Source organism: Tsukamurella conjunctivitidis, assembly GCF_007858475.1.
GTDB classification, from domain to species: Bacteria; Actinomycetota; Actinomycetes; order Mycobacteriales; family Mycobacteriaceae; genus Tsukamurella; species Tsukamurella conjunctivitidis.
The window spans coordinates 1-578 of sequence record NZ_VIGX01000204.1 but is presented as its reverse complement, the minus strand read 5'-3'; the positions used below and the strand labels follow the sequence as shown (position 1 = coordinate 578).

At 67.1% G+C, this 578-nt stretch carries 1 protein-coding gene; it reads right to left on the bottom strand.

The genetic code is table 11. The features are described from left to right. A partial coding sequence (locus tag FK530_RS26140; protein ID WP_158645206.1) for a hypothetical protein occupies positions 1 to 578 on the bottom strand: 578 nt, incomplete at both ends.

Here is a 578-nt window from a genome sequence, read left to right as displayed (position 1 = left end):
CAGGGGCAGCATGCGCCACACGGTGGGCTTGGAGCCGTAACGGTTGCGGTAGTTCTTCGTGTCCCCCGGATAGGACTGGAACAGCTCCCCTGACTTGGACCCACCGGACTGGGTGCGCAGCCCCAGGCCGGGGAGGTTCAGACGTGAGTCCACGATCGTCTTGCCCGTCTGCGGGTCCTTGTCCGCGGCCACCGTCTCACGCTGGCCGGGGGTGCGGTCCAGCAGTGTGAGGGCCCAGGTGGTGGACGGGTTCCACGCGGTGATCAGCGGCGCGGTCATTCCGTCCACCGACAGTGCAGTCTCCTTGCCGTCGAAGGCCATGGCATTGCGGTCGGTGAAGGTCAACGCGTCGTTGCCGTACCAGGTACCCGGCGAGAACCACTTGTAGGAGCCGGTCGGGGTCTTGGTGGCATCCGCCAGAGGGTAGGACACGGACACGCCCTTGCCGGCGTCAGCCGCGGCCAGATCGGTGACCTCGAAGCTCCTGTCGATGTCCAGGGTGCCCTGGTCGAAGGAGTAGGTGTCGCGCACCTCCACCACGGTTCCCGAGCCGACCGTCACGGAGGCCGAGGCGACAC